General features: G+C 70.7%; 16 protein-coding genes. 13 read left to right on the top strand and 3 right to left on the bottom strand.

Annotation, left to right across the window (positions count from 1 at the left end; all coding sequences use genetic code 11):
• The first annotated feature begins 1 nt into the window (after position 1).
• The 13 genes from alaS to AB0I59_RS33685 all read left to right on the top strand — a co-directional run bounded on the left by alaS (position 2) and on the right by AB0I59_RS33685 (position 18,337).
• Positions 2-2,674: an alanine--tRNA ligase gene (gene alaS / locus AB0I59_RS33745; protein ID WP_061257228.1), complete on the top strand. Its 2,673-nt coding sequence runs from the start codon at positions 2-4 to the stop codon at positions 2,672-2,674.
• A gap of 31 nt (positions 2,675-2,705) precedes the next feature.
• On the top strand, positions 2,706-3,200 hold the full coding sequence (gene ruvX, locus AB0I59_RS33740) for a Holliday junction resolvase RuvX (RefSeq protein WP_228647077.1): 495 nt from the start codon (positions 2,706-2,708) through the stop codon (positions 3,198-3,200).
• Between the two features lie 615 nt (positions 3,201-3,815).
• On the top strand, positions 3,816-4,970 hold the full coding sequence (gene mltG, locus AB0I59_RS33735; protein ID WP_061257230.1) for an endolytic transglycosylase MltG: 1,155 nt from the start codon (positions 3,816-3,818) through the stop codon (positions 4,968-4,970).
• Entirely contained in the window at positions 4,967-5,812 is an 846-nt protein-coding gene (locus AB0I59_RS33730; RefSeq protein WP_358139357.1) for a shikimate dehydrogenase, read from the top strand. The genes mltG and AB0I59_RS33730 overlap by 4 nt, the downstream gene beginning before the upstream one ends.
• 180 nt (positions 5,813-5,992) lie before the next feature.
• Entirely contained in the window at positions 5,993-6,676 is a 684-nt protein-coding gene (gene infC, locus AB0I59_RS33725; protein WP_435831153.1) for a translation initiation factor IF-3, read from the top strand.
• Positions 6,677-6,808: 132 nt separating this feature from the next.
• On the top strand, positions 6,809-7,003 hold the full coding sequence (gene rpmI / locus AB0I59_RS33720) for a 50S ribosomal protein L35 (protein ID WP_061257233.1): 195 nt from the start codon (positions 6,809-6,811) through the stop codon (positions 7,001-7,003).
• A 24-nt stretch (positions 7,004-7,027) separates the two neighbouring features.
• The gene (rplT, locus tag AB0I59_RS33715; protein WP_061257234.1) at positions 7,028-7,408 is read left to right on the top strand and encodes a 50S ribosomal protein L20; all 381 of its coding nucleotides are present in this window, start codon (positions 7,028-7,030) and stop codon (positions 7,406-7,408) included.
• A 65-nt stretch (positions 7,409-7,473) separates the two neighbouring features.
• The gene (locus tag AB0I59_RS33710; protein WP_358139353.1) at positions 7,474-8,313 is read left to right on the top strand and encodes a TrmH family RNA methyltransferase; all 840 of its coding nucleotides are present in this window, start codon (positions 7,474-7,476) and stop codon (positions 8,311-8,313) included.
• Between the two features lie 97 nt (positions 8,314-8,410).
• Complete coding sequence (locus tag AB0I59_RS33705) at positions 8,411-9,505, top strand: sensor histidine kinase (RefSeq protein WP_358139350.1); 1,095 nt, start codon at positions 8,411-8,413, stop codon at positions 9,503-9,505.
• 131 nt (positions 9,506-9,636) lie between these two features.
• The gene (pheS, locus tag AB0I59_RS33700) at positions 9,637-10,737 is read left to right on the top strand and encodes a phenylalanine--tRNA ligase subunit alpha (RefSeq protein WP_061257237.1); all 1,101 of its coding nucleotides are present in this window, start codon (positions 9,637-9,639) and stop codon (positions 10,735-10,737) included.
• Positions 10,737-13,298: a phenylalanine--tRNA ligase subunit beta gene (locus AB0I59_RS33695; protein WP_061257238.1), complete on the top strand. Its 2,562-nt coding sequence runs from the start codon at positions 10,737-10,739 to the stop codon at positions 13,296-13,298. Before pheS ends, AB0I59_RS33695 begins: the two co-directional genes overlap by 1 nt.
• A gap of 280 nt (positions 13,299-13,578) precedes the next feature.
• Entirely contained in the window at positions 13,579-16,707 is a 3,129-nt protein-coding gene (locus AB0I59_RS33690) for a penicillin acylase family protein (protein ID WP_435831152.1), read from the top strand.
• Positions 16,708-16,816: 109 nt separating this feature from the next.
• Positions 16,817-18,337, top strand: a complete 1,521-nt coding sequence (locus AB0I59_RS33685; RefSeq protein ID WP_358139343.1) for a DUF2079 domain-containing protein — start codon at positions 16,817-16,819, stop codon at positions 18,335-18,337.
• A 25-nt stretch (positions 18,338-18,362) separates the two neighbouring features.
• Here the strand turns inward: AB0I59_RS33685 and AB0I59_RS33680 are convergent, their stop codons facing one another.
• The 3 genes from AB0I59_RS33680 to AB0I59_RS33670 form a co-directional block, all read right to left on the bottom strand.
• On the bottom strand, positions 18,363-19,670 hold the full coding sequence (locus AB0I59_RS33680; RefSeq protein WP_358139340.1) for an MFS transporter: 1,308 nt from the start codon (positions 19,668-19,670) through the stop codon (positions 18,363-18,365).
• 106 nt (positions 19,671-19,776) lie between these two features.
• Positions 19,777-20,145: a nuclear transport factor 2 family protein gene (locus AB0I59_RS33675; RefSeq protein WP_061257240.1), complete on the bottom strand. Its 369-nt coding sequence runs from the start codon at positions 20,143-20,145 to the stop codon at positions 19,777-19,779.
• Between the two features lie 227 nt (positions 20,146-20,372).
• Positions 20,373-22,037: a class I adenylate-forming enzyme family protein gene (locus AB0I59_RS33670; protein ID WP_358139337.1), complete on the bottom strand. Its 1,665-nt coding sequence runs from the start codon at positions 22,035-22,037 to the stop codon at positions 20,373-20,375.
• Positions 22,038-22,051: the final 14 nt, after the last annotated feature.

Here is a 22,051-nt window from a genome sequence, read left to right as displayed (position 1 = left end):
AATGGAGTCGGCAGAGATCGCCCGCCGCTTCCTGCGCTTCTTCGAAGAGCGCGGGCACACCGTCGTGCCCTCGGCCAGCCTTGTCGCCGAGGACCCGACGCTGCTTCTCGTCCCCGCGGGCATGGTGCCCTTCAAGCCCTACTTCCTCGGCCAGCGCAAGCCGCCGGCGCCGAGGCTGGTGAGCGTCCAAAAGTGCATCCGCACCCCGGACATCGACGAGGTCGGCAAGACCACGCGGCACGCCACGTTCTTCCAGATGCTCGGTAACTTCTCCCTGGGCGACTACTTCAAGGAGAAGGCGATCCCGTACGCCTGGGAACTGCTCACCAAGCCCGAGTCCGAGGGCGGCTTCGGCTTCCCCGAGGAGCGGCTCTGGGTGACCGTCTACCAGGACGACGACGAGGCGGCCGACATCTGGCACAAGGTGGTCGGTGTCCCGCTGGAGCGCATCCAGCGCCGTGGCCTCGCGGACAACTACTGGCACATGGGCGTGCCCGGTCCCGGCGGCCCGTGCTCGGAGATCTACTACGACCGCGGTCCCGAGTACGGCCGCGAGGGTGGCCCGGTCGCCGACGAGAACCGCTACCTCGAAGTCTGGAACAACGTCTTCATGCAGTTCCAGCTCAGCGAGGTCCGCAACAAGGTCGACTTCGACGTCGCGGGCGAACTGCCGAGCAAGAACATCGACACCGGCATGGGCCTGGAGCGCATGGCGGCGATCCTGCAGGGCGTCGACAACATCTACGAGATCGACACCACGTACAAGATCCTCGACCGGGCGGCCGAGCTCACCCACACCAAGTACGGCCGTGACAGCCGCGCGGACGTGTCGCTGCGGGTCGTGGCCGACCACACGCGCGCCGGTGTGATGCTGGTCGCCGACGGCGTCCTGCCCTCCAACGAGGGCCGCGGGTATGTCCTGCGCCGCATCCTGCGCCGCAGCATCCGCAACCTCCGCCTGCTCGGCGCGGGCGAGGACCGCTACATGCACGAGCTCACCGCGACCACCATCGACGTGATGGGCGAGCTGTATCCCGAGCTGAAGAGCGACGCGGCCAACATCCACACCGTCATCGACGCGGAGGAGGCGTCCTTCCTTGGCACGCTCCGCACCGGTACGGCGATCTTCGACGCGGCCGTCGAGGAGTCCAAGCGCAAGGGCGCGCCGATTCTGAGCGGCGACCAGGCGTTCCAGCTGCACGACACCTACGGGTTCCCGATCGACCTCACCCTGGAGATGGCCTCCGAGCAGGGTCTCAAGGTCGACGAGGAGGGCTTCCGCCGCCTCATGAAGGAGCAGCGGGACCGGGCCAAGGCGGACGCCGCGGCCAAGAAGACCGGCAACGCCGACATCTCCGTCTTCAGCGGCATGCTGGAGAAGGCCGGCAAGGTCGACTTCCTCGGTTACGACCACACGACGGCCGAGGCGGGCGTCATCGGCCTGATCGTCGACGGCGGCGCAGTCCCGGCGGCGGGGGAGGGGACGACCCTGGAGATCGTCCTCGACCGCACGCCGTTCTACGCCGAGGGCGGCGGCCAGCTGTCCGACCAGGGCGTGATCCGCACCGCGGGCGCCGAGGTCGAGATCACCGACGTGCAGTCGCCGATCGCCGGCCTCGTCGTGCACCGCGGCAAGGTCCGCACCGGCGAGATCCGGGTCGGCGAGCAGGCACAGGCCGAGATCGACCTGGAGCGGCGCCGCGCGATCTCCCGCAGTCACACCGCGACCCACCTCGTTCACCGCGGCTTCCGCAACGCGCTCGGCGAGTCCGCGGCGCAGGCGGGTTCGGAGAACTCCCCCGGCCGGTTCCGGTTCGACTTCACGGCGGCCGGAGCGGTCGCGCCGAGCGTCCTGCGCGACGTCGAGGACGAGGTCAACGCGGTCCTGATCAACGACCTCCGGGTCAACGCGTACTACACCTCGCAGTCCGAGGCCCGCGCCATGGGCGCGCTCGCGCTGTTCGGCGAGAAGTACGGCGACGAGGTGCGCGTGGTCGAGGTCGGCGACTACTCCCGCGAGCTGTGCGGCGGCACCCACGTGGCGAGCTCCGGCCAGCTCGGCCTGGTCAAGGTCCTCGGTGAGGCGTCGATCGGCGCGGGCGTGCGCCGGGTCGAGGCGCTGGTCGGTCTGGACGCCTTCCGCTTCCTGGCCCGCGAGAGCGTACTGGTGGCCCAGCTCAGCGAGCAGCTCAAGGCGCGCCGCGAGGAGCTGCCGGAGCGGGTGGAGGGCATCGTCACCCGGCTGCGCACGGCCGAGAAGGAGCTGGAGAAGCTCCGCTCGGCGCAGGTGCTCGCGGTCGCGGGTGAACTGGCCGCCGGAGCGGTGGACGTGCACGGCGTCTCCGTCGTCACGCATCGCGCGCCCGCTGGCACTTCTCCCGATGACCTGCGTAAACTCGCCCTCGACGTGCGCGGCCGATTCCCGAGCGACCGCGCTGCGGTGGTCGTCGTCGCCGGTGTTCCCTCAGACCGGCCGGTCGTCGTCGCCGCCGTGAACGAGGCGGGACGCGGCCGTGGCCTGAAGGCGGGGCAGCTGGTCGGCGTCGCCGCCAAGGCGCTTGGGGGTGGCGGTGGCGGCAAGGACGATGTCGCGCAGGGCGGTGGAACCCGGCCCGAGGCGATCGGCGACGCGCTGCGCGCCGTGGAGGAGACGATCTCCTCGTCCCTCACCTGACGGTCTGGTCTCTCGGGGAGAACCGGCCATCATGAGGCAGGGTGTACGAGTCGGCGTCGACGCCGGATCGGTACGCATCGGCGTGGCGCGCAGCGACCCTTCGGGTCTGCTCGCCACGCCGGTCGAGACCGTACGGCGCGGCCGGGGTGACGTGGAACGGATCGCCGCGATCGTCGCGGAGCACGAGGCGATCGAGGTCGTCGTGGGGTTGCCCACATCCCTTTCCGGGCGGGAGAGCCACGCGGCCGGGGCGGCGCGGGAGTTCGCCGTCCTCCTCGCCGAGCGGCTCGCGCCGATCCCGATCCGCCTCTTCGACGAGCGGCTGACGACGGTGACCGCCCAGCAGCGGCTGCGTTCCAGTGGCGTGAAGGCGAAGAACCAGCGCTCCGTGATCGACCAGGCGGCGGCCGTGGTGCTGCTCCAGGCCGCGCTCGACTCCGAGCGCTCGACCGGGAGGCCGCCGGGCCGTCCCCTCGGACCGCCGGGCGGAGCCGGCGGCGAGGAAGCGGGCGGCGGAGCCGGCTGATGCCCGCGGTCGCGGTTCGGGCCGCCCGTTCCGATGTTCCCGGTGGTGACCCGGCCACCACGCGGTGCGACGTCACACGCCACCGCTTTCCGCCCAGGTCGCGTCGGACCCGTCGCTCCGGGTCGCGTCAGACCGGCACGCGCCGGTCCGACCAGCGCCGGGACCAGGTGATGTCCCTGAGATCGCTCCGCGTGATCCGCCGCCGTGCGGCCCGTGCGGCCCTTCCCCCTGGGTGGGCGATTAATCCCGGAATAATGCCATACTTGGTGCACTTCGCCCCCAAAACGGGCGATTGGTACCGGTTTGTCAGAGCCGATCTTCACCATAGGATCATCAAATTCACTGACAAAGAGGGCGAGTTTGTGAAATACCGGGAAGAGTTGAACACGTACCTAGGGACCATCTAGGACATGACCATCCGAGCCCGGAAGGATCGTCCTGGCCCCCTGGCGGCCCGGGTCGCCGTTCCCTCGCGCGGGGTGCGGTTCACCCGGATCTGGGGGCCCACGCCCGCTCGTAGCAGGGGCGGGCGCGTAATCGAACGCCGGAACCCCCTCGGTTCGGCACACTCGCTTGACGCGGGGTACGCCGTACCGAGAGATTGGCCAGCGCACTATGAATGATCTCGATATGGACTTCCTGCTGGGCTCCGACGACGACGGGCCGTCCCGACGCCGTTCCCGTGGCCCCTCCCGCAGCCAGCGCCGCCGCAGCCGCAAGCGCCGGACGCGCCAGCGGCGCAAGGGCTTCGCCGCGAGCGTCATCGCCATCGTCGTCGTCGCGGGTGTCCTCGGCGGCGCCGGCTACCTCGGCTTCAACTGGTTCCGCGACGTCATCGTCCCCAAGGACTTCACCGGCACCGGCACCGGCGAGATCATCGTGGAGGTCAAGGAGGGGGCCACCGCCTCCGACGTCGCCCAGGAGCTAGAGGAGCAGGGCGTCGTGGCCAGCGCGCGGGCGTTCGTCAACGCCATCGGAGCGGCGGGCAAGAGCTCCTCCCTGCAGCCGGGCGAGTACACCCTGCGCAAGGGCATGTCCGCGGAGGCCGCGGTGACCATGCTCGATCCCAAGAATCGCGTGCTCAACCGGCTGACCATTCGCGAGGGCCTGCGGCTCAGCAAGATCTTCACCGAGCTGTCCACGGCCACCGGCAAGCCGGTCGAGGAGTTCAAGAAGGCCGCGAAGAAGGACCTCGGCCTTCCCCGGTACGCCAAGGGACGGTTGGAAGGCTACGCCTTCCCCGCGACGTACGAGATCTCGCCGAAGCTCAGCGCGGCCCAGATCCTGACCAAGATGGTCGACCGCTACAACCAGACCGCCCAGCGGCTCGACCTGGAACGCCAGGCGAAGCAGCTCGGCTACTCGGCGCACGAGATCATGATCATCGCGAGCATCGTGCAGGCCGAGTCCGGCAACCAGGACGACATGGGCAAGGTGGCCCGCGTCATCTACAACCGGCTCAGCCGGAACCCGCAGATGAACCTGGCGATGGACAGCACGGTCATGTACGGCCTGAACAAGTACGGCATCGCCGCCACCCACGCGGACCTGAAGAGCACCTCGCCGTACAACACGTACACGCGGCCCGGTCTGCCCCCGGGGCCGATCGACAACCCGGGTGACCACGCCATCGAGGCCGCGCTCAAGCCCGCCGACGGCAACTGGCTGTACTTCGTGACCGTCGACCCGAAGAAGGGCATCACCAAGTTCACCGACAAGGAGTCGGAGTTCTGGAAGCTCCGCGAAGAGTTCAACCGGAACAACGGATGACCGGAGCGCGCGGAGCCGAGCCACGCAGAGCGGCGGTCCTCGGCCTCCCGATCCGCCACTCGCTCTCGCCGATCCTGCACCGCACGGCGTACGCCGAGCTCGGCCTGTCCGGCTGGCGGTACGACGCGATCGAGTGCGCGGAGGAGGGACTCGCCGGCCTGGTCGCCGGGCTCGGGCCGGAGTGGGCCGGGCTGTCGCTGACGATGCCGCTCAAGCGTGTGGTGTTCCCGCTGCTGGACACGGTCTCCGGCCTGGCGGTCGAGGTGGGCGCGGCCAACACGGTGGTCTTCCGCGACGGCGGCCGCCACGGGGAGAACACCGACGTGTACGGCATCGTCCAGGCGCTCGCCGAGGCGGGGGTGACCGCTCCCGGCTCCGCCACCATCCTCGGCGGGGGCGCCACCGCGGCCTCGGCCATCGCGGCGCTGCGGGAGATGGGGCTGCGGGAGGTGTTCCTGGTCGTGCGCGACCCCGCCCGCGCGGGGGAGACCGTGGAGGTGGCCGACCGGCTCGGGGTCTCGGTGGAGGTGCAGGAGTTCGACAAGTTCGACGCGGACGTCGATCTCCTCGTCTCCACGCTGCCCTCGGGGGCCGCGGACGCCTTCGCCGCGCAGGCGGCGCGGGCGAAGGCGGTCTTCGACGTGGTCTACTCGCCGTGGCCGACGAGGCTGGCGGCGGCCGTACAGGCTCGGGGCGGGGTCGTCATCGGCGGGTTCCCGATGCTCCTGCACCAGGCGGTCATGCAGGTCGAGTTGATGACCGGCCGGGCGGACGTGCCCGTCGAGGAGATGCGCGCGGCAGGCGAGGCCGAGATCCTCAGGCGGGCCGCCGAGGCCGGGTGACCCCCGGGGTGGAATATCCGGGGTGGTCGCCGGGTTGTGGTAATGTTGTCATTCGATCGGTCCGGCATGCCGGCTGGACGCGCAAGCGGAGGTCCTCCTCCCACCTGATCGGCCGAAAGGCGGACGGGTCAAGGATCACAACCAGAGCTTTCTGAGTGAGAGCTCAGTGACCCCGCATGCGTGACGTGCGGGGTTTTATGTTTTCCCGCACGGTCGAGCATCAAGCGGAAGTCCTTTGGAGGTCCCATCAGCACCGAGCCCCGCATCAACGATCGTATCCGCGTGCCGGAGGTTCGCCTCGTCGGCCCGAACGGCGAGCAGGTCGGCATCGTCTCGATCGGCGATGCACTGAAGCTGGCCCAGGAGAGCGATCTCGACCTCGTCGAGGTCGCGGCGACGGCCAGGCCGCCCGTGTGCAAGCTCATGGACTACGGCAAGTTCAAGTACGAGTCGGCCATGAAGGCGCGCGAGGCCCGCCGCAACCAGGCGCACACGATCATCAAAGAGATCAAGCTCCGGCCGAAGATCGATCCGCACGACTACGAGACCAAGAAGGGTCACGTCGTGCGCTTCCTCAAGGCGGGCGACAAGGTCAAGGTCACGATCATGTTCCGGGGCCGCGAGCAGTCCCGGCCGGAGCTGGGCTTCCGGCTGTTGCAGCGGCTCGCCGAGGACGTCACCGAGCTGGGTTTCGTGGAGTCACAGCCCAAGCAGGACGGCCGAAACATGATCATGGTGATCGGCCCGCACAAGAAGAAGGCCGAGGCCAAGGCCGAGAAGGCCGCCGCCAAGGCACAGCGCGGCTCAGAGTCAGCGGAGCAGGACGCCCCCCTCGGGGAGCAGGAGTCCGCGACCGCGGAGTGACGCGCTCGTCTGAGTGATCAGACACGCATGGAGAAGCCGAGACCGGGACGGTCTCGCAGAGCCAGGCATGCCGCCGGCTCGGGTTACCGGCCCGGGCCGTCGGCACGGACCAATGAGGGAGAGACGGCTGAGATGCCGAAGATGAAGACGCACAGCGGTGCGAAGAAGCGGTTCCGGGTGACCGGCTCCGGCAAGATCGTTCGCCGGCGGGCCAACCGGAAGCACCTTTTCGAGCACAAGCCGTCCACCCGCACGCGTCGGCTCGAGGGTGACGTCGTGATCAGCGACGCCGACGCCAAGAAGATCAAGAAGCTGCTCGCGAAGTAACCGACCCCGGGGAGACTGAACAACATGGCACGCGTGAAGCGGGCGCTCAACGCCAAGAAGAAGCGCAGGGTCGTCCTCGAGCGGGCGAGTGGCTATCGGGGTCAGCGGTCCAGGCTGTACCGCAAGGCCAAGGAGCAGATGCTCCACTCGATGACCTACGCGTACCGGGACCGCAAGGACAAGAAGGGCACCTTCCGGCGCCTGTGGATCCAGCGCATCAACGCGGCGGCCCGCGCGAACGGCATCACCTACAACCGGTTCATCCAGGGCCTGCGTCTCGCCGGCATCGAGGTGGACCGTAAGATCCTCGCCGACCTCGCGGTGAACGACAGCCAGACCTTCGCCACGCTGGCCGAGGCCGCCAAGAAGGCTCTTCCGGCCGACGTGAACGCGCCGGTCGCCTGAGTCGGGCAATTCAATACTCGAGGGGCTCACCGGCATCCGGTGGGCCCCTTTTGACGGGGGAAGGCATGGCCGGATCCGAGCTCACCAACATCAGGTCCCCGCGGGTCAAGGCCGCGCGGCGGCTGACCAAGCGCGCCTTCCGGGACCGCGACCGGGCCTTCCTGGCCGAGGGGCCGCAGGCCGTCCGTGAGGCCCTCACGCTCGACGGCGTGACGGTCGAACTGTTCGCCACGGCGGAGGCCGAGACCAGGCACGCCGACATCGTGGGCGCGGCGGCCGCCGCCGGGGTCCCCGTCTTCCGGGTCAGCGGCGAGGTCATGGCCGAGCTCGCCCAGACCGTCACCCCGCAGGGGTTGATGGCCGTCTGCCGGTTCGTCCACGTCCCGCTGTCCGAGGCGGTGCCGCCCACCGCCCGGCTGGTCGCCCTCCTCGCCCACGTGCGCGACCCCGGCAACGCCGGCACCGTCCTGCGTACGGCCGACGCCGCCGGAGCCGACGCCGTCGTGTTCACCGACGCCTCGGTCGATCCGTACAACGGCAAGTGCGTGAGGGCCAGCGCGGGCAGCCTGTTCCACCTTCCCGTCGCGACCGGCACCCCGGTGGCGCAGGCCGTACGGCAGGTGCGGGACGCCGGGCTGCGGATCCTCGCCGCGGACGGCACGGGCAAGGCGACCCTCGACGACGTGGATCTCGGCGCGCCCACGGCATGGCTCTTCGGCAACGAGGCGTGGGGGTTGCCCCCGGAGTTGCTCGAACTCGCCGACGAGGTGGTGCGGGTCCCGATCTACGGGCGGGCGGAGAGTCTCAACCTCGCCACCGCCGCCGCCGTCTGCCTGTACGCCTCGGCCCGGGCCCAGCGGCAGACCTTACATCATGTGGAAGATCCATCTACTCCCGCGGTCTGACGCGGCCGACTAGAACGGGAAACCCGCTATTGTCGGCCTTGGAGCACGCGCGGGTCCCCATCCGGCGGGCTTTCACAGGATCGAGGGAGGCGGTCTCGTGCGTGGTGAGGGCACTCCCCGGAGCGCCGGAGAACCGGCCGCCGGCGGGAGTGCGGACGTCTGTTCCGACGATCTCCCTGACGGGCTCGTCGTGGCCGACTCCGAAGGCGTGGTCCTGCTCGTCAACCGGGCCGCGGAACGGCTGACCGGAGTGACCCGCGGGGCGGCGGTCGGCAAACACATCACCGACGCGTTGCCGTTACGCGACCCCGAGGGCCGCGACTGGTGGAAGTGCCTCGACCCGCACGGCGGCCTGGTCACCCGGACCCGCCAGCCCGAGCGCCCGATGCACCTGCCGGGACGCCAGGAGTTACTCGTCGCGGCTCGCCTGGTCCGCCGTCCCGAACGCGCCGGCCCGGTGATCCGCGTCGTCATCACGCTGAGGGACGCCTCGGCCCGGGCCCGCCTGGAGCGCAGCAGGGCCGACCTCGTCTCCACCGTCGCGCACGAACTCCGATCTCCGCTGACCAGCGTCAAGGGTTTCACCGCCACGCTGCTGGCCAAGTGGGAACGCTTCACCGACGCGCAGAAGCTCGTCATGCTGCAGACGGTCAACGCCGACGCCGACCGCGTCACCCGGTTGATCACCGACCTGCTCGACGTGTCCAGGATCGAGTCCGGACGGCTGGAGATCCACCGCCAGGTCGTGGACATCCCGGCGCGAGCCCGCAGGCTCATCGCGGGCAGGGTCGCGGCGGGCGAGTCCGCCGACCGGTTCCGGCTCGACGTGCGCGGCGAACTACCCGAGACCTGGCTCGATCAGGACAAGATCGACCAGATTCTCGGCAACCTGCTGGAAAACGGGGTGCGCCACGGGCGCGGTACGGTGACGATAGTGGTCGAAGCCGTCGAATGGGGAGTGGCCGTGTCCGTGCGCGACCAAGGTGAGGGTGTCGCACCCGAGCTGGTCACGCGCGTCTTCCGGCAGTTCTGGCGCGGCAACGGCCGCAGGCGGGGCGGCACCGGCCTCGGCCTCTTCATCGTCAAGGGCCTGGTCGAGGCCCACGGCGGCACCATCAGCGTGCAGCGCGCGCCCGGCGGCGGCGCGGAGTTCCGATTTACCGTGCCCACCGGGACCCCTGACTTCGCCTGATCTCAGAGCCGACCTCAGACCCGGTGGGCCGACCGCGCCGGCGCCCCTGTCGCCGATCTTCGCGGGGGCGAATCTTGACGTTGGCGGCACTAGACTCGTGCACGCTTAAGCCCTGGATACGGAGCTCTCTCTTGTCGAACACCTATGACCCGGTCGAGGTGACGCCGCTGCACGCCGACGAGGTCGCGCGGGCACAGGCCGACGCCCTCGCCGCGATCGCCGCGGCGCGCGACCTCGACGAACTGAAGCAGGTACGTCTCGCGCACGCCGGCGACCGCTCGCCGATCGCGCTGGCCAACCGCGAGATCGGCGCGCTGCCGCCGCAGGCGCGGAGTGAGGCGGGCAAGCGCATCGGCGGCGCGCGCAAGGCCATCGGCCAGGCGCTCTCCGCCCGTCAGTCCGAGCTCGAGGCCGAGCGGGACGCGCGCGTCCTCGTCGAGGAGACCGTCGACGTCACCCTGCCGTGGGACCGCGGGCCGCGTGGCGCCCGCCACCCGCTCACCACGCTGCAGGAGCGCGTCGCCGACGCGTTCGTCGCGATGGGCTACGAGGTGGCCGAGGGACCCGAGCTCGAAGGCGAGTGGTTCAACTTCGACGCGCTGAACATCGCGCCGGACCACCCCGCCCGCTCCGACCACGACACGTTCTTCGTCGAGAGCACCGCCTCGGGCAAGGTGCTGCGCACCCAGACGTCGCCGGTGCAGATCCGCGCGCTGCTGGCGCGCGACCTGCCGGTGTACGTCATCTCGCCGGGCAAGGTCTTCCGTACCGACGAGCTGGACGCCACCCACACCCCGGTGTTCCACCAGGTCGAGGGGCTCGCCGTCGACAAGGGGCTCACGATGGCCCACCTCAAGGGCACGCTGGACCGGTTCGCCGAGGTCATGTTCGGCGAGGGCATCACCACCCGGTTCCGGCCCAACTACTTCCCGTTCACCGAGCCGTCCGCCGAGATGGACCTGCGCTGCTTCGTCTGCCGCGGCGCGTCGGCCGTCCCGGGCAACCCGCCGTGCCGTACGTGCAAGTCGGAGGGCTGGATCGAGTGGGGCGGCTGCGGCATGGTCAACCCCCGCGTGCTGATCGCCTGCGGCGTCGACCCGTCGGTCTACTCGGGCTTCGCCTTCGGGATGGGCATCGAGCGCACCCTGATGTTCCGCAACAACGCCGAGGACATGCGTGACATGGTCGAGGGCGACATCCGCTTCACCCTGCCGTTCGGAATGGAGGTCTGATGAAGGTCCCGCTTTCATGGCTGCGGGAGTACGTCGATCTCCCCGCCGTCACGGCCCAGGAGGTGGCGGACAAGCTCACCTCGGCCGGGCTCAAGCTTGAGGCGATCGCGTCCTACGGCCACGAGATCAAGAACGTGGTCGTCGGCCAGGTCGTCGTCATCGAGGAGCTCAGCGGCTTCAAGAAGCCGATCAGGCACTGCCTCGTCGAGGTGGGGGAGGCCGCGCCGCGCGAGATCGTGTGCGGCGCCACCAACTTCGCCGAGGGCGACGTCGTTCCCGTCGCGCTTCCCGGCGCGGTCCTGCCCGGGGGCTTCGAGATCGGCTCGCGCAAGACCTACGGGCGGCAGTCGGACGGCATGATCTGCTCGGAGGCCGAGCTCGGCATTGCCGAGTCCTCGCCGGGCATCCTGCTGCTTCCTCAGGACACGCCCCTCGGGACGGACGTCGTCGAGCTCCTCGGCCTCCGTGACGAGGTGCTGGAGCTGGAGATCACGCCGGACTGCGGATACGCGCTGTCGATCCGGGGCGTCGCCCGCGAGGCGGCCATCGCGTTCGGCGTGCCGTTCCGCGACCCGGCGGCGATCGAGCCGCCCGCCGCGCAGGGCGGCGCCCACCCGGCGTCGATCGGCGACCCGACGGCCTGCGACCGCTTCGTGCTGCGGTCGGTGACCGGCTTCGACCCCGCCGCCGAGAGCCCGCTCTGGATGCGCGTACGGCTCGCCCGCGCCGGCATGCGACCCGTCTCGCTCGCCGTGGACGTCACGAACTACGTGATGCTGGAGCTGGGCCAGCCGCTGCACGCGTTCGACCGGTCCCGCCTGTCCGGCGAGATCGTCGTACGGCGGGCCAGGCCGGGGGAGACCCTCGAGACGCTCGACCACGTGACGCGGAAGCTCCATGAGGAGGACATCCTCATCACCGACGACACGGGGCCGATCTCGATGGCCGGCACGATGGGCGGGCTCCACACCGAGATCTCCGACTCCTCGACCGACATCGTGATCGAGGCGGCGCACTTCTCGGCCACGGGCATCGCCAGGGAGTCCCGCAGGCACGACCTGGTCAGCGAGGCGTCCAAGCGGTTCGAGCGGGGCGTGGACCGGGAGCTGCCGCTGGCGGCGTCGTGGCGTGCCGTCCAGCTCCTGGTCGAGCTGGGCTCCGGCACCGCCGACCCGGGCGTCACGCACGCCGAGGTCGACGTGGCGCCGGTCCGGATCGTCATGCCCTCCGGCCACCCCGGGGGTGTCGCGGGCGTGCCGTACACGCGGGAGACGGTGATCCGCAGGCTGGAGCAGATCGGCTGCGTGGTCGCCGAAGGCGTGGTCGCCGAGGACGCCGTCTCCGGCGACGGCCAGGGCGTGGCCGCGACGGGCGTGGTGTCCAGCGGCGACCTGCGCGACAAGCTGGCCGTACGCGGAGACGACCCGCTCACGGTCACCCCGCCGTCCTGGCGGCCGGACCTCACGGACCCGAACGACCTGGCGGAGGAGGTCATCCGCCTCGAGGGATACGAGCACCTGCCCTCGGTGCTGCCCGCCGCCCCGGCAGGGGCGGGGCTGACAGAGGAGCAGCGGCTGCGCCGCAGGGTCGGCCGGGCGCTGGCCTACTCCGGCTACGTCGAGGTGCTGTGCTACCCGTTCATCGGGGTCCGCGACCTGGACAACCTGCAGCTTCCCACGCAGGACGCGCGCAGGCGGGCGACCCGGCTGGTCAACCCGCTCAGCGAGGACGAGCCGCTCATGCGGACCACCCTCCTGCCCGGCCTGCTGAAGACGCTGGTCCGGAACGTGGGCCGCGGCTTCGGTGACGTGGCCCTGTTCGAGACGGGTCTCGTCTACCGGCCGGAGCCGGACGCTCCGGCCACGGCGCCGGTGCTGCCGGTCGACCGTATGCCGACCGCGGAGGAGCTGGCGCTGATCCAGACCGCGCTGCCCCGGCAGCCGGTCCGCGTCGCCGTGGTGCTGGCCGGTGAGTTCGAGCGGTCCGGCTGGTGGGGCGAGGGCCGTCAGGCGTCCTGGGCGGACGCCGTGGAGGCGGCCCGCGTCGTGGCCCGCGAGGCCGGGATCGAGCTGGACGTCCGCGCCGACCGGCACGAGCCCTGGCATCCCGGCCGGTGCGCCGCGCTGTACGCGGGCGACGTGCTCGTCGGGCACGCCGGTGAGCTGCACCCGCGCGTCGTCGAGGCGTACGGCCTGCCGCCGCGTACCGCCGCGATGGAGCTGGAGCTGTCGCTGCTGTCCCCGCAGGGGCCGGTGCAGGCGCCCGCCGTGTCCGCGTACCCCGTGGCCACGCAGGACGTCGCGCTGATCGTCCCCGTCACGGTCACCGTGGCGGAGGTCGAGGCCGCGCTGCGCGAGGGAGCGGGTGAGCTGCTGGAGTCCGTCCGGCTGTTCGACGTGTACACGGGCGAGCAGGTGGGCGAGGGCCACAAGTCCCTGGCGTACTCGCTGCGCTTCCGCGCTCCGGACCGCACGCTCACGGTGGAGGAGACCACCGCGGCCCGCGACGCGGCGGTGGCGCTCGCGGGCGAGCGGACCGGAGCCCAGCTCCGCGGCGCCTGAACCGAGTCACCTCTGGCGATGCCCGCCCGGCCCCGAGCCGGGCGGGCATCGCCGTGTTCGGGAGCCGAAACTCGCCCATTGATGCAGGGGTTACCAACGGGTATCGTCCAGAGCTGAGCAGCCCTCATATTCGTGCGCGCGAATGTCACCCCTCACCCTCCGGCTTCTCGCGAAGGGAAGTTCCCCCATGCACGCGCGCCTTCGAGGGGCGCTCACGGCCGTCGCCGTGTCCGCCCTCGTGATCACCGGCTTACCGGCGTCCCCGGCAGCCTCAGCCGCTATGGCGGCCTCCACGTCTTCCGCCGCCTCGGCGGCCGCGGCCGCCACGGTCTCGGACGACTACTGCCTCGGCCAGTGCGCGGACGTCCTCCCGCCGGGCCAGAACGGCAACGCCACGCTGGTCGACATCCTCGGCAACCAGTCCGTCGGCACCCGCCCCGCGCACAGCGCCGACCAGCTCGGCAAGTACGCCGGGCTCATCTCGGGCTACACGGGGCTGACCGACGAGCAGATCGCCTCGTTCTTCAACGACGCCTCCTTCGGCGTACCCGCCGGACAGGTCGAGAGCACGGTCAGCCCCCGCTCGGACGTCACGATCGTCCGGGACAAGGCGACCGGGGTGCCGCACATCACCGGCACCACCCGTGAGGGCACCATGTTCGGCGCGGGCTACGCGGGCGCGCAGGACCGCCTCTGGGTCATGGACCTGATGCGGCACGTCGGCAGGGGCGAGCTGACCCCGTTCGCCGGAGGCGCCCAGGGCAACCGGGAGCTGGAGCAGAGCGTCTGGCGCAACTCTCCGTACACGGAGGCCGATCTGCAGGCCCAGATCGACCGGCTGCGGGACTCGGGGCCCAGAGGCGCGCAGCTCTACTCCGACGTACGGAACTACATCGACGGCATCAACGCCTACATCGACGTCTGCATGTCCAAGCGCAACTGCCCCGGCGAGTACGTGCTGACCGGACACATGGACGCGATCACCAACGCGGGCGGGCCGGTCGACTTCACCATGACCGACCTGGTCGCGATCTCCGGTGTGATCGGCGGCCTCTTCGGCGGCGGTGGCGGCAACGAGACGCAGTCGGCCCTGGTCCGGGTCGTCGCGCGGGCCAAGTACGGCGCCGCCGTGGGCGACCAGGTCTGGGCGGCGTTCCGCGGGCAGAACGACCCGGAGACCGTCCTCACCCTGCACGGCGGGCAGAGCTTCCCGTCCGGAGCCGCCCCCGCCGGGGCCACCGGGGTGGTGCTGCCCGACGCGTCGACCGCGCCGGTCGACATCACCGAGAACGAGACGGGCACGGCGACCTCGGCGACGACCGCCGCCACGAGCCCGCTCGACGGCCTCACCGTCGACAACGCCAAGCCGGGCATGTCGAACGCGATCGTCGTCTCCGCCGCCAAGTCGGGCACCGGCCACCCCATCGCGGTCTTCGGCCCGCAGACCGGCTACTTCTCCCCGCAGCTGCTCATGCTTGAGGAGCTGTCCGGACCGGGCATCCGGGCGCGCGGCGCGGCGTTCTCCGGGCTCAACCTGTACGTGCTGCTCGGCCGGGGCGCCGACTACGCCTGGAGCGCCACCTCCAGCACGCAGGACATCACCGACACCTACGCGATCACGCTGTGCGACCCCAACGGCGGGACCGCCACCACGGCGTCGGACCACTACCTGTACCACGGCACCTGCACCGCGATGGAGACGCTGCGCAAGAAGAACTCCTGGAAGCCGACCACGGCGGACTCGACGGCCGCCGGATCGTACGACCTGGTGATCAAGCGCACCAAGTACGGCCTGGTGACATGGCGCGGCACCGTCGGCGGGACCCCGACGGCCTTCACGTCGCTGCGCTCGACCTACCGGCATGAACCGGACTCCGCGATCGGCTTCCAGATGTTCAACGACCCCGCCGAGATGGGCTCGGCCGCGGCGTTCCAGAACTCCGCCGCGAACATCGGCTTCGCGTTCAACTGGTTCTACGTGAACTCGGCCGACTCGGCGTACTTCATGTCCGGCAACAGCCCGGTGCGGTCGGCCGTCTCCGACCCGAACCTGCCGATGGCCGCCGACGCCGCGCACGAGTGGGCCGGATACGACCCGGCGGTGAACACCGCGACGTACGAGGCGGCGAACACCCACCCGCAGGCGGTCAACCAGGACTACTTCGTGAGCTGGAACAACAAGCAGGCGAAGGACTACGGAGCGGCCGACGGCAACTTCAGCTTCGGCTCGGTGCACCGGGCCGACCTCCTGGACGCGCCGGTGAAGGCCGCGCTCGCCTCCGGGACGCTCGACCGGGCCGGCGTCGTGAAGATCATGGCGGGCGCGGCGACGACCGACCTGCGCGGCTGGAAGGTCCTCCCCAACCTGCTCCGCGTCATCGACAGCGGCACCGTGACCGACCCGGCGCTCGCCTCGGCCGTCTCCAAGCTGTCCGCCTGGGCGGCCGCCGGAGCCCGGCGTGCCGAGACCGCCGCGGGCAGCAAGACGTACGCCCACGCGGACGCCATCCGCGTCTTCGACGCCTGGTGGCCCAAGCTGGTGCGGGCGCAGTTCCGGCCCGGACTCGGCGACGGCCTCTACCAGTCGCTGATCAACACCCTGCAGATCAACGAGTCGCCCTCCGGGCACCAGCAGGGGGACGTCTCCACCCTGGCCACCTCGGCGAACGAGGCACAGACGCACAAGGGCTCCTCGTTCCAGTACGGCTGGTGGGGCTACGTCGACAAGGACATCCGCAACGTGCTGGGGGACACCGTGCAGGGCGCGCTTCCGGCGAAATACTGCGGGGCCACCGTGCAGGCGTGCCGTACGGTCCTGCTGGACAGCCTGTCCGCCGCGCTGGCCGAGACGGCGGCGGTGACCTACCCGGCCGACGACGCGTGCTCCGCCGGTGACCAGTGGTGCGCGGACGCGGTACGGCAGTCGCCGCTCGGCGGGATCAAGCAGTCGCTGATCTCCTGGCAGAACCGCCCGACCTACCAGCAGGTGGTCTCCTTCCCGGCGCGGCGCGGCGACTCGATCGCCAACGCCGCGCTCGGGGGCACGGCGAGCGCGTCCAGCAAGCAGAACCTCCTCTACCCGGCGGGCAAGGCGAACGACGGTGACCCGACCACCCGCTGGTCGAGCGCGTCGAGCGACAACCAGTACGTCCAGGTGGACCTCGGATCGGTCACGAGCGTGGCGCGGGTGATCCTGCGCTGGGAGGCGGCGTACGGCAAGGCGTACACCATCCAGACGTCCACCGACGGGAGCAACTGGAGCACGGTCTACTCCACCACCACGGGCGACGGGGGCGTGGACAACGTCACCTTCAGCCCGGTGAACGCCCGCTACGTCCGCATGCAGGGCGTCACGCGCGGCACGTCCTACGGATACTCGCTCTACGAGTTCGAGATCTACGGGCGGTAGGCGCCGCCCGTCGTGAACGTTTCAGCCGCCCCGGCCCGGCACCGCAGGTTCTGCGGCCTGTCCGGTCCGGGGCTGGCAGACAGCCGAGACTTGCCCGTAATCTCCCGGCATGGCCTGGAGGATCCGCACGCTCGACCGTCCAGTGGACTCCGCGATCCCGGGGAAGCCGGTGCTGTCGGCGTTCTCGCGGTTGCCGGTGTTCCGGGCGATCCCGTCGATCCCGCCGCCCCGGGAATGGCCGCGCCATCCCGTCATGGTGGCGATCGCCTGCGCCCTGGCCGCGAGCGTGTACTCCCTCCACGGGCTGACCAAGCTGCGCACCTTCCGCACCGGCACGTACGATCTGACGATCTTCGATCAGGCGGTGCGGGGCTACGCCCACTTCCGGCCGCCGGCCATTCCCCTCCTGGGCGTCACCATGGACCGGGGGACGGACTACCTCCAGCTCGCCGACCACTTCTCGCCGATCCTGGCCGTGCTCGCCCCGCTGTACTGGGTGCACGACGGTCCCGCCACGCTGATCGTCGCCCAGGCCCTGCTGTTCGCGCTGGCCATCCCGTTCCTGTGGATGTTCACCCGCCGCCTGCTCGGCACGGCGCCCGCCTATCTGGTCGCGGTCGCGTACGCGCTGTCCTGGCCGATCGCGCAGACCGTCAGCGTGGAGTTCCACGAGGTGGCCTTCGTCCCCGTGCTGACGGCCGCCGCGATCGAGCGCCTGCACGCGGGGAAGCGGCTGCCGGGCCTCCTCGCGCTGGCCGGGCTGCTGCTGACCAAGGAGGACGCCGGACTGATCGTGATGGGCGTCGGGGCGTGGCTGTTCGTCACCGGGCGGCGGCGCCTGGGCGCGGCCGTCGTGGTCGCGGGCGTGGCCGCGCTTGAACTCATCCGCAAGGTGCTGATCCCGCTGGCCGGCGGCCGGACCGACGAGCGCTGGTACTTCTCGCATCTGGGCGCGGACCTTCCCGAGGTGGTCCGCACGGCCGTCACCGACCCGCTACGGGTCCTCGGCGTCCTGGTCGGAGACCAGGCCAAGATCGACACGACCGCCCTGCTGCTGTGGCCGACGCTGTTCCTCTGCCTCCTGTCGCCGATCGCGCTGGCGGCGCTCCCGCACATCGCCGAGCGGATGCTCGCCGACGCGCCGAACTGGTGGTCCACCGCCTGGCACTACGACGCCTTCACCGTCGCGATCCTCTTCCTGGCCGGGGTGGACGGTACGGCCCGCCTGATCAGATGGCTCCGCCGGACCGGGCGGGCCCGGGAGCCGGAACGGCTCGGCCTCCTGTGGGCCGTGGCGATCTGCGCCGTCGCGCTGACCCTGGTGCCGCACCGGCCGTTCAACGAGCTCCTCCGTCCGGACTTCTACGCGCCGGACGCGCGGGCGGCGGCGCGGCACGAGGCGCTCGCGCTGATCCCGGAGGGCGTGGTGGTGGAGGCGAGCAACGACTTCGGCCCCCATCTGTCCGGCCGCGACACGGTCCTGTGGTGGGACTATCGCCACCGGAGGACGCCGTGGATCATCGCCTCGGCGGGCCAGGATCTCCGCGGTGTGATCGACGACTACGTCCGGGACGGCTACCAGCTGGTCTTCGACCGGGAGGACATCGTCGTCCTGCGCCTCGTGACCTGAGGAGGCGCCCCGCTCGGCCTCACGGTCAGGCGGTGCTGGGCTGTTCGGCGCGGCGGGCACGCTCGGCGAGGGCGTACTCGTCGGTGCGGGCGTCGTAGCTCCGGAACCGGGGCAGCACGGCCGCCATCAGGGCCACCGCCCCCATGCAGAGCAGACCGCCCGCGCCCAGGGAGAAGCGGGCGCCGCCCCACCCGGCCATGAGCCCCGCGCGTACGTCGCCGAGCATCGGGCCGGTGGAGTAGGAGAGCAGCTCGATGCCGGCCAGGCGGCCCCGGTACTCGTCCGGGATGGTCTGGTTCCAGATCGTGCCCCGGAAGAGGCCGCTCACCATGTCGGCGCCGCCGGCGACGGCGAGGAACAGGAAGACCAGCCAGACGTTCGGCATGAGCGCGGCGATCGCCACCGAGACGCCCCACAAGGTGGCCGACACGATCACGGCGAGGCCGTGCCGACGCACGTGGGAGGTCCATCCCGACGTGAGCGAGGCGATCACCGACCCGACGCCTCCGGCGGCGTACAGCAGGCCGAGGGCCTGCGGCGCCCCCAGGTCGTCGGCGAGGAACGGGAACAGCGCGTTGGAACTGGCGAACGCCATGGCGGCGATGTCGACGAGATAGGTGCCCATCAGGTCGGGACGCTTCCCGGCGTAGCGGACGCCCTCGACCAGGGAGCGCAGCGAGGCGGGGGTCGCCTCCTCCGGCCGCGGTACGGGGCGCACCCGGACCAGCAGAGCCAGGGAGATGAGGAACGAGACCACGTCGACGCCGTACGACGCGGCCGGGCCGAGTGAGATGACCACCACGCCTCCCACGGCCGGACCGACGATGATGGCGCTGTTGCGCACCAGCCCCTGGAGGGCGAACGCGGCGGTCATCTGGTCGAGCTTGAGCACGCGGTTGACCATCGCCTGCTCGCTCGGCCCGCGTACGCTGCCGAACCCGGCGGACAGGGCGCCCGCCACGTAGAGCACCCAGACCCGCGGCTCGGGCAGCAGGGCGTTGACCAGCAGGATGGCGGTGGTGACGCAGAGCCCGACCTCGGAGTAGATCACGATCTTGCGCCGGTCGAGCGCGTCCGCGATGGCGCCGCCCCACAGCCCGCACACCACCATGGGCACGAACTCGGCCAGACTGACCAGGCCGACCGCGACGGGTGACCCGGTGAGCTGCTTCACCTGGTACGGCACGGCCACCATGGTGAAGACGGTGCCGACCAGGGTGATCATGCCCGAGCCGAGCAGGAGGCGGAAGTCGCGAGACTCGCGCAGCGGGCTGACGTCGACGCGCATCCGGCGGGCCAGCGCCAGGAGCGATCGATCGGAACGTTCTGACACGGAGCGGCATCATCGCTGATCGCGGCCCCGCCGGGCAATCGGTTTTCACCCGCCGAGACGGGGGCCAGGGCCCCCGGACGCGGCGCTCCGGGGGACCTGGCCCCGCTCACATGGCGGGCACCCTGTCCAGGAATCCGTGGACGTCGCGGATGCGCCCGGCGTCGTCAAGCGCGGCCACGTCGAAGCCGACCACGACCGGCTCGGCGGCGCCCTCGGGAGCCAGGTTCCAGGTGAACCGCACGATGTCGTGGTGGCCGTCGAGGACCTCGCCCGGGGTGAAGACGAAGCCGGGGAACATCTCCTGGGCTCCCGCGATCACCGCCGCGATGGCCTCGTGGCCCCGGACCGCCGCCAGCGGGTCGGTGTAGGTGCCGTCCTCGGTCCAGAGATCGGCCACGGCCTTGGCCCGGGCCGCGGCATCGGTCTCGTTCCAGGCGGCGATGTAACGGTCGACCAGGGCGCGGAAGTCGGTCATCGGGACTCCTTAGGTTTCGTTCGTGTCGTCTCTGACACGGGAAAGGTCCCACGACGTCGTGTTCCCGGTCGATTACCCGGAAGGTAATCCGGCTCGTTACGAACCGCGCAGGCGACCTCCGCGGCGGTCGCAACTGGACTCTCGATTCAGGAGTCTCAGCAGTGTCAGGAGTCTCAGCAGTGTCAGGAGTCTCAGCAGTGTCAGGAGTCTCAGCAGTCTCAGGAGTCTCAGGAGGCGAGCACCCGCCGCCGCAGCACGGTCTTGAGGATCTTGCCTCCCGGGTTCCGGGGCAGTTCCTCGTCGAGGAACCAGAACGTCCCCGGCACCTTGAACGCGGCGACGCGGCCGCGCAGGAAGTCCTGGAGCTCCGCCGCCGAGACATCCGATCCGGGCGCGCGGCGCACGACGGCGCCCACCTCCTCGCCCAGCTCGTCGTGCGGTATGCCGATTACGGCGGCGTCGTCGACCCCCGGATGCTCGAACAGGGCAGCCTCGACCTCGGCGCAGTAGACGTTCTCGCCGCCGCGGATCACCATGTCCTTGGCCCGGTCGACGATGTAGACGAAGCCTTCCTCGTCCACGCGGGCGAGGTCGCCGGTGTGCAGCCAGCCGTTCACGAAGGTCTCGGCGGTCGCCTCCGGCCGGTTCCAGTAGCCGCTGATCACGATGGGGCCGCGCATGCACAGCTCGCCGACCTCGCCGGTGGGGAGCTCGTCGCCGAGGGGATCGCAGATCCTCACGTCCGTGACGGCCAGCGGGAGCCCGATGCTGTCCGGCCTCGCGGCGTAGTCCTTGCCCGCGTTGTAGATGGCCAGCGCCGTCGTCTCGGTCATGCCGTACCCGTTGGACGGCGTCCGGTCGGGCAGCAGCTCGGTGATCCGCTCCAGCAGCCTGGGGGGTGCCGGCGCGCCGCCGTACGAGATGGAGGTCAGGGAGGAGATGTCGTACCGGCCGAACGCGGGGTGGGACAGCAGCTGCCAGGCGTTGGTCGGCACGCCGGTCAGGACGGTGACCTTCTCGCGCTCGATCGTCTGGAGCGCCCGCTCGGGGTCCCACTTGTACATCAGGGCGAGCCCGCCGCCGCTGAAGATGGTGGTGATCAGCACGGCGAAGCAGCCGGTCACGTGGAAGAGCGGAACGGCGAGGAGTGTTACGCGCCGGACCGAGGCGGCCTCCGCCGGGTCCTTGCCGGCCAGCGCGGTGGCGCGCATCATCGCGTACGCGACGGTCATGGGGGCCTGGCCGAGGTTGCGGTGGGTGCCGAGCGCGCCCTTGGGGCGGCCGGTGGTCCCGGAGGTGTAGAAGATCGTCGCGGGGTCGTCGGGGCCGAGCTCGACCGGGGGGAGGGTCACGTCGGCCCGCACCTCTCCCATGACCTCGTCGAGGTTCGCCCCCGGACCTCGGGCGACGATCATCGGTACCTGGGCGGCCTCCTCGTCCTTCAGCCGCTCGGCCCGCTCGGCGTCGGCGATCAGCAGCCGGGCCCCCGAGTCGGTCAGGCCGTACGCGAGCTCCTGGCCGGTCCACCAAGCGTTCAGCGGTACGGCCACCGCCCCGGCGGCCAGGATCGCGGAGAACGACACGACCCATTCGGGGTAGTTCCGCATCGCGAGGGCGACCCGGTCGCCCTTGCGCACGCCGTAGTCGTCGACCAGACGCCGGGCCAGGGTGGCCGCGCGGCGGAAGTGCTCCTCGTAGCTGATCCGCTCGTCCTCATAGATGAGGAAGACGTTCTCCCCGTGGAAACGGCTGATCTCCAGCAGATCCCGGAAGGTCTTGGGGGCGTGCTTCCACGCGCGGATCGTCGTTCCGCCGACCTCCACCTCCTCCATCTCGAAGAGCTGGCCGGGCGCGGTGAGCTGGGCCTGTACCTGGGCATGCGTGATAGCCATGGAGTGCACTCCAA

Origin of the sequence: Microtetraspora glauca, from assembly GCF_040656155.1 — a bacterium.
Classification (GTDB): domain Bacteria; phylum Actinomycetota; class Actinomycetes; order Streptosporangiales; family Streptosporangiaceae; genus Microtetraspora; species Microtetraspora glauca.
This window is presented reverse-complemented; position numbering and strand designations above follow the sequence as displayed.